This window comes from Treponema sp. (assembly GCF_045641405.1).
Lineage (GTDB): Bacteria > Spirochaetota > Spirochaetia > Treponematales > Treponemataceae > Treponema_D.
Map to the genome: position 1 here is coordinate 57,221 of NZ_JAZUGX010000041.1, position 6,639 is coordinate 63,859.

At 40.2% G+C, this 6,639-nt stretch carries 8 protein-coding genes; 4 read left to right on the forward strand and 4 right to left on the reverse strand.

Annotated elements, in window-relative coordinates; translation table 11 throughout:
• Nucleotides 1-48: 48 nt before the first annotated feature.
• From ACKI39_RS06500 to ACKI39_RS06510, 3 genes are all read left to right on the forward strand, one after another.
• On the forward strand, nucleotides 49-942 hold the full coding sequence (locus tag ACKI39_RS06500; RefSeq protein ID WP_407398822.1) for an EamA family transporter: 894 nt from the start codon (nucleotides 49-51) through the stop codon (nucleotides 940-942).
• Between the two features lie 8 nt (nucleotides 943-950).
• On the forward strand, nucleotides 951-1,829 hold the full coding sequence (locus ACKI39_RS06505; RefSeq protein ID WP_407398823.1) for an AraC family transcriptional regulator: 879 nt from the start codon (nucleotides 951-953) through the stop codon (nucleotides 1,827-1,829).
• A gap of 88 nt (nucleotides 1,830-1,917) precedes the next feature.
• Nucleotides 1,918-2,343, forward strand: a complete 426-nt coding sequence (locus ACKI39_RS06510) for a pyridoxamine 5'-phosphate oxidase family protein (protein WP_407398825.1) — start codon at nucleotides 1,918-1,920, stop codon at nucleotides 2,341-2,343.
• Between the two features lie 204 nt (nucleotides 2,344-2,547).
• Here the strand turns inward: ACKI39_RS06510 and ACKI39_RS06515 are convergent, their stop codons facing one another.
• From ACKI39_RS06515 to ACKI39_RS06530, 4 genes are read right to left on the reverse strand one after another with little or no spacing between them, the layout of a single operon-like run.
• Nucleotides 2,548-3,129 carry a DUF2271 domain-containing protein gene (locus tag ACKI39_RS06515; protein WP_407398827.1) on the reverse strand — a complete coding sequence of 194 codons (582 nt, stop codon included), beginning with the start codon at nucleotides 3,127-3,129 and terminating at the stop codon, nucleotides 2,548-2,550.
• An 18-nt stretch (nucleotides 3,130-3,147) separates the two neighbouring features.
• The gene (locus ACKI39_RS06520) at nucleotides 3,148-4,119 is read right to left on the reverse strand and encodes a hypothetical protein (RefSeq protein WP_407398829.1); all 972 of its coding nucleotides are present in this window, start codon (nucleotides 4,117-4,119) and stop codon (nucleotides 3,148-3,150) included.
• Nucleotides 4,116-4,703, reverse strand: coding sequence for a flavodoxin family protein (locus tag ACKI39_RS06525; RefSeq protein WP_407398831.1), 588 nt, complete (start codon nucleotides 4,701-4,703; stop codon nucleotides 4,116-4,118). The genes ACKI39_RS06520 and ACKI39_RS06525 overlap by 4 nt, the downstream gene beginning before the upstream one ends.
• Complete coding sequence (locus ACKI39_RS06530) at nucleotides 4,700-5,293, reverse strand: TetR/AcrR family transcriptional regulator (RefSeq protein WP_318691544.1); 594 nt, start codon at nucleotides 5,291-5,293, stop codon at nucleotides 4,700-4,702. Before ACKI39_RS06530 ends, ACKI39_RS06525 begins: the two co-directional genes overlap by 4 nt.
• Before the next feature lie 502 nt (nucleotides 5,294-5,795).
• Between ACKI39_RS06530 and ACKI39_RS06535 the strand changes: the two genes are divergently transcribed.
• On the forward strand, nucleotides 5,796-6,443 hold the full coding sequence (locus tag ACKI39_RS06535) for an HAD family hydrolase (protein WP_407398833.1): 648 nt from the start codon (nucleotides 5,796-5,798) through the stop codon (nucleotides 6,441-6,443).
• The last annotated feature ends 196 nt before the right edge of the window (nucleotides 6,444-6,639 follow it).

Below are 6,639 nucleotides of genomic sequence, written 5' to 3' on the forward strand. Positions count from 1 at the left end.
TCAAACCGTCTGTAGAAATGCAGGCGGTTTTTTTATATCCTAAGTGTCATGTGGATGCTTTTAGTTTTGGTCTACGGAATCATAAAGGGTTTAAGGGAAATATGTAAGAAGAAGGCCCTTGAAAAGAATTCCGTTATCGAAGTTCTTCTTGTATATACTTTTCTTTCCCTGATCATTTGCTCTCCCCAGTTTCCAAATGCAAGGGGACTTTCTTTCAACCAGTATATTTGGGTTGCACTTAAAGCCTTCGTAATTTTCGTTGCGTGGATTGCAGGATTCAAGGCGATAAAAAAACTTCCGATAAGCCTTTGCGGTGTCCTTGATCTTTCAAGGGTTTTGTTTGCCACGGTCCTTGGTGTAATTGTTCTTGGCGAAAAAATTACTTTATACAAGGGAATAGGCCTTGTGTTTGTCAGCGGTGGCCTTCTTTTTTTAAAGTTCAATCCTTTTGAAAAAAAAGCAAGATTAACTGAAGCGGAATCAAATGTAATTGCTGTTCTACAAGATGAAAAAAAATCCTCAAATTCCTTTTTCATTTTCCTTGCTTTCCTTTCATGCATATTGAACGCCGTCTCTGGATTGCTTGATAAAATCCTCATGAAGGAAATGAACTCAAGCCAGCTTCTATTCTGGTATACTTTTTTCATGGTTGTCTACTATGCAATCTATGCTCTCGTAAGAAGGGTAAAGATAAACAGAAGCGTATGGAAAAACATCTGGGTATGGTTTCTTGCCGTTGGATTAATCGTCATGGACAAATCCCTTTTCATCGCCAACGCATATCCTGAAAGCCAGATTACCGTCATGACATTGATAAAGCAGTCAAGCGTAATCATTGCCATCATAGGCGGAAAATTCGTATTCAGGGAAAAGAACATCCTTCATAAAACTATTTGTGCGGCAATCATCGTTATGGGAATTCTCATTGGCATAATGGGGTAGGGTAGTGCATGGAAAACATAGAAAATATGGACAGGATAAAAAGTCTCGTAGGTGAAACCATAACGGAAAGCAACCTTAAAAATGTGGACTGCTATGTCTATGACAAATTTGCGCTTTTCATACAGGCAGCAGGTTTCTGTGAATTTGCCATCAAGAAAAACCACACCCATCCATCCTACATGATCATAATTGAATTCGGAACAGATGATTTTCTTATTCCGCCTAGAATTGAACTTAAGAAAAATTACTATCTTGCATCCATACTTTCACCGGACATTCCCCACGAAGACAAGGGAACAGAATTTCCAAACTATTACACCATCATGATAGACAGGGATTATTTTGAAAGCCAGTTTTCAATGTACCAGAAGGAAATTCCGCGATATGTGGGAGAGCAGTTTCTGATCTGCCACGACGTACTTAAGATGCTCCATCTTTTTGCATTTGAATCTTCTAAGAACATGAAGAATTCCGAGGTCACCCTTGAATGCCAGACAAAGCTTTTGACCCACTGGATAATCCGCAGTCTTCTTGGAGAGAACTATGACATGCGCTCCGTTTCCACAAATGAAAGAATCGGAAGGGTGCAGACGTACATCGAGCTTCATTGTGGAGAGGATCTTACTGTTGCCCATCTTGCAAAAAATGCCAACATGTCCGTTTCAAATTTCAACAGGCTTTTTACAAAGGAAGTCGGAACTTCTCCAAAGAACTATCTTACCTCTGTCCGATTGAACAAGTCACTGAAGCTTCTCAGGAGAAATGATTTTTCAGTTTCCGAAATCGCCGTACAATGCGGTTTTTCATCCCTTTCCCATTTTTCCGCCGCCTTCAAAAAAGTCTATGAAATGAGTCCAAGCGACTACAGGGAACACTACCTAAAATAGCAAATTCTTGAGCGATTTTTAAAAGCCTTGATTCTGAATATGAGTATTATGTATTCAGTATAAACCAAATGTTTAGGAGGCCCTTTATATGACAAAGGAAGAATTGTTCAAGATGATGAATGAAAATCCTGTGATGCATCTTGCCACAGTGGATGAGAACGGATTCCCTCGTGTCCGCGGAATTCTCATGTTCAAGGCATGCGAAGACGGAATCATTTTCCACACGGGAACTTTCAAGGAACTCTACAAACAGCTTGTTGCAAATCCAAATGCCGAGCTTTGTTTCCAGTGCAAGGGAACTCAGGTTCGCGTTGAAGGAAAATTTGAGCTTGATGAAAGCGATGAAATTTTTGAGGAAATCTACAACCACCCGTCACGCGCATTCGTAAGGCAGTGGGGAAAATCAAAGGAAGAAGTAAAGGACTTCCTCAAGATATTCAGGCTTAAGAACGGCAGGGCCCACACCTGGACCATGGCAGACAACTTCAAGCCTAAAGAATTCATTGATCTTTAATCAATTATGGAAAGTTCTATTAAAGAATAAAGTAAATTAAAGATGAATCATATGAAAACCGAGAAGGAAGGAAGAGGCCAGCAAAAACATTCAAAGCCCTGAAAGATAGTTTCCTTGCAGGGCTTTGCATGTAGCGACGATATCTAGCGGTTTTGCTGGACTCGTACTGACTGGTAGGTTTTCATATTTTTCTATGTTATGTTTTTACTTTATGACTACATAAATGCTTTCAATAATTTTATCCGCAGTTGTAAGGTTTTCCTTGCTTCCTGAAAATTCAAGCTTTATTTCTTTTTCAGTTCCATTCGGAATTATTTCACCTGCGTAAAGAACTGCTGGCTGTCCGTCCACACCGGAATTCTGTTTTGTATAGAATTCATTGTAATCAAAACTCTGGTTTGCCTGACATTTGAATACATATGTCTTTCCTTTTTCAAGGGTCAGATCCTTTTCAATTACCATGCCTTTCTTTGGTGTTGCGCTTGTTGTTGCATCAAGTTCATCCTTTGAAATTTTTACTGCAGGATTTTGACCTTTTGATTTGTACCAGTCAGGCAAAGATTCCGGTCTTCCGTCTTTTGGAGAACCGATCCATTTGTTTCCCGAAGCCTTCTTTGTTACAAACAAAGTGTCAACGTATGTCCCGTCTGATTCCTCAATCCATACTGCAATTTGTGGTGCGCGGTTTGAATATGCCTCACCTGGATTTACTGCAACCGAAATTTTTTCCGCCCACATAAAAGCAGCTGCGGTATTCAATAAAAACGATGCAAAAATTTTTTTCATTTTATTCCTCTCAAAATTCTAGAATTTATGTGTATAGCTGAAACCCACTCTCTGGAAATACCATTCGTGTCCGCTATAGTTCATAAGCGGTTCGTATTTGCTTTCTCCATCATCATGGTATTTTGAAAATTCCTCATAGCTTCTTCTTGTACGGAATTCAACAAGACCAAAGAGGGAATCCTTTTCCGTGAACTGAACGCTGAAAACTCCCGCAAGGGAATAGGTCTTGTAGTCGATCTTATATTTCCTGTACTGGTTATCAATGTTTTTGAATAGATATCCATCCACATTGAACTTTATTCCCACAAGATTCAGCTTGTAAGGCATCTGATATCCAAGAATGTAATTCTGTGAAATTCCAGCACCTGCTTTTTTCCCCGGTGTTGTTTCCCACTGGAAGAGCTCATCATCATCGTCTGCTCCGGCAAGGGTAGAATAATTGAATTCGCATGAAGCCACTGCGACTACATGATGCCAGTCTCCAGGCCACACCGCCGCAAGGTCAAACATGATTGTTGGGCATGTCCAGAATTTGTAGAAGTAAGTTCCGAATGCATCCTGCTGTTTATATTCAGCTTCTTCCTTGTCGTAGCAGGACATGCTTTTGATTCCAAGGATTTCCCATCCAGTTCCGATTTCAGCACCTGCGGAAAGATTGAGGAATGCAACTGGCGTGTAGGAAACACTGAATTTTGGTGTCAATGACACAGGGGTCAATGCAAGTGCACCCTCAAAGGAAATTTTGTTTCCTTCAGTAAGAAAATTGTTTCCCGGTGTAGGAATCGTGTAGACAGCCTTTAAGGTTTCCCTTGCTTCAACTCCTGAATATGGACCTGTTACCGGTGCAAAGTGTGTTCCGCCTGATACCACATCCGATTTTGGATAGTAGCCGAAATCCGTCACCGAATAAAAATCAAATGTGTTTTCAGCAGCCACTCTGAATGTGATTACCGTACAAAGTATGGAGAAAAGCAATTTTGTTTTTTTCATTTTATGTTCCTTTGAAATTCAATTTTTTTTAATTTTCTGTTCAGTCTATTGCACCTGGCAATTTCTCTTTTTGTAAGTTCCCGTGATTTTTTTGTTCCAGCTTTCTGTATTACTCCGATGCATTTAAATCCTGCATATTTAGTTATCTCCCTGATTTCTCTTACAACTCCTGAACTTTGTTTTGCCAGAAGATTGAAAGGGTAGGGGGTTGTACATGCAGTTGCTATGATGCATTTTTTTCCTTTGTTAAGGGGAACTGGAATTCCTCTTTTGCTTTCCGACATCATGGCATAGACAATTCTGTCAAAAAGCATTTTTAATTTTCCGCTCATGTTGGCCCAGTAGCACGGTGAACCGATGACAACAACATCAGCATCTTTTATTTTTTCCGCAATGACGTGTGCATCATCCTTTTCAAGAATGCAGTTTCCTTTTGATCTGCAGGCCATGCAACCGTGACACCAGTCGAAATTCAACTGGTGTACATCCACGAAATCACAGTCGGTTCCGTCTGTAATTTTTCTTAAAACTTTTTCAATGACGCCGTTTTTTCTTGGGCTTCCGTTAAGCACCAGAACTTTCATAATTTTTCCCCAATAAGAGTTGATACCATCATTTCAATGAACCTGTCTGTGAAAGCAACACCTTCGTTCCAGAAATCAGGATCCGCTCTTTTTGTAATGATGGATTCAATGCATCCCCACATTCCGGAAATTATTATTCCCGTATCAAGGTGAATGTCGTTGCCTTTGTAAATTCCCTTGTCCTTACATTCTGCAAGGAGATTTTCTCCCATCCTGTTGCAGACATAAAAATTCATGATGTCCTCATCTCCGATATTTTCTTCCAGCTTTGAAAAAATAAGCACTGCAACCTTTGGTTTTTCAAAGCACCAGTCTCTGTAAACTTTCAGAGATGTTCTGATTTTTTCAACAGGATCTTCCACATCTTTTAGGGAAGACTTCATTCTCTCCGTAAGTTCTGCCAAGCAGGAAAGGGAAATCTTCATGAAAAGTTCATTCTTGTCCCTGTAGTAGTTGTAGATTGATGTTGCACTTACGCTACATTTTTTTGCAACGTCGCGCATTCCGATTTCTGCAGGCTCTTTTTCCATGAGCAGTTCGATGGCTGCAAGGAGAATCTGGTTTTCAAGTTCTTTGTTCGGTAATCTCATAACAAGGTTAACTTAACATTGTTAATTTATAATGTCAATACACTTCTTAAAAATTAAAATCCGCTCTCGCAGAGAACCGCGCCAAGCTCGCTCCGGTGCGCCCTACGGTTGCAAGTCGCGATTTGACTCGAACCTCTGCTATGCGTATTTTTAGCTGTTATGTAAATTGACGTTATAAAATTTTTAGGAGATGGAAGTTATTTTGATTCCGCGGGAATCAAGTCGCATTTTTGCATGAACCTGCATTACGCGAGTTTTAGGTTGTTAAGTATATTGGATTTATAAAATTTTTTGGGGGGTGAAAAGAATTCACCCTTCGGTTGCAAGTCGTGTTTTGACACAAACCCCAGTTCCGCTGATTTTTTTGTTCTTAATGTTTATTGACATTATGGAATTCTGGATAGGGAAAAATGGACCGTTGGTTGCAAGTCGCAGTTTGAGTGGTGGGGTAGGGGAGTTTTTAGCGGTGGTTTAATTTCCTGTAATGTTGTATTGTTCTCACATGATTAAAGGTTTTGTTTTTGATATGGACGGTGTTCTTCTGGACACGGAGACGGTTTGCGATCGAACATGGGAACTTGCTGCAAAGGATTTTGGTTTGGACCCTAAAGATGCCATGAGGATCATTTCTCTTTGCCGTGGTACGAACAAGAAAACCAGCCGCGAAATAATTCTTCGTGAAGTTGGTGCTGATTTTGATGTGGATTCTTACATGGCAGCCACATCAAGCTATTTCAAACAAATCGAGGCAGAGGAAGGTATTGCGACAAAACCGCATGCAATGGAATGCCTTTCTTATCTCAAGGAAAAAGGTTATAGGCTTGCCCTTGCTTCCTCTACAAGGCAGATTGTTGTGGAAAAGCAGCTTAAGGATACTGGTCTTTATGATTATTTTGAGTTTTTGATTTGCGGTGACATGGTGACAAACAGTAAACCAGATCCTGAAATTTATGCCACTGCTGTAAATCATCTTGGACTTGAACCTTCAGAATGTGTTGCCATTGAGGACAGTCTCAATGGTTTAAGGAGTGCAAAGGCTGCAGGTCTTGTTACCATAATGGTTCCTGATAGGGTAGGGCCAAATGAGGATACAGGAAAAGTTACAGATTTTGTTTTTGATTCCTTAAAAGGAATAATTGAAAATTTCTAGATGACAAATTCCTATTGGTAAAGCTGGCAGTATTTTTCTGCTGGCTTTTTTTTATGGCTGTGTCCGGAAATTGTATTGCTATAGGATATGTGGTGGTTGAGGCTCTCGAAACTACCACATATTTTGTGGATATTGCTTGATTTCGACAGGCGGCATCAAGGAAACTACGTTGCCATGTCCAATCGGCGCAGCAACA

Coding starts and splice junctions, on each gene's coding strand:
- ACKI39_RS06510 (WP_407398825.1), top strand. CDS start 1,918: ATGACAAAGGAAGAATTGTTCAAGATGATGAATGAAAATCCTGTGATG.
- ACKI39_RS06535 (WP_407398833.1), top strand. CDS start 5,796: ATGATTAAAGGTTTTGTTTTTGATATGGACGGTGTTCTTCTGGACACG.
- ACKI39_RS06515 (WP_407398827.1), bottom strand. CDS start 3,129: ATGAAAAAAATTTTTGCATCGTTTTTATTGAATACCGCAGCTGCTTTT.
- ACKI39_RS06530 (WP_318691544.1), bottom strand. CDS start 5,293: ATGAGATTACCGAACAAAGAACTTGAAAACCAGATTCTCCTTGCAGCC.
- ACKI39_RS06500 (WP_407398822.1), top strand. CDS start 49: ATGTGGATGCTTTTAGTTTTGGTCTACGGAATCATAAAGGGTTTAAGG.
- ACKI39_RS06520 (WP_407398829.1), bottom strand. CDS start 4,119: ATGAAAAAAACAAAATTGCTTTTCTCCATACTTTGTACGGTAATCACA.
- ACKI39_RS06525 (WP_407398831.1), bottom strand. CDS start 4,703: ATGAAAGTTCTGGTGCTTAACGGAAGCCCAAGAAAAAACGGCGTCATT.
- ACKI39_RS06505 (WP_407398823.1), top strand. CDS start 951: ATGGAAAACATAGAAAATATGGACAGGATAAAAAGTCTCGTAGGTGAA.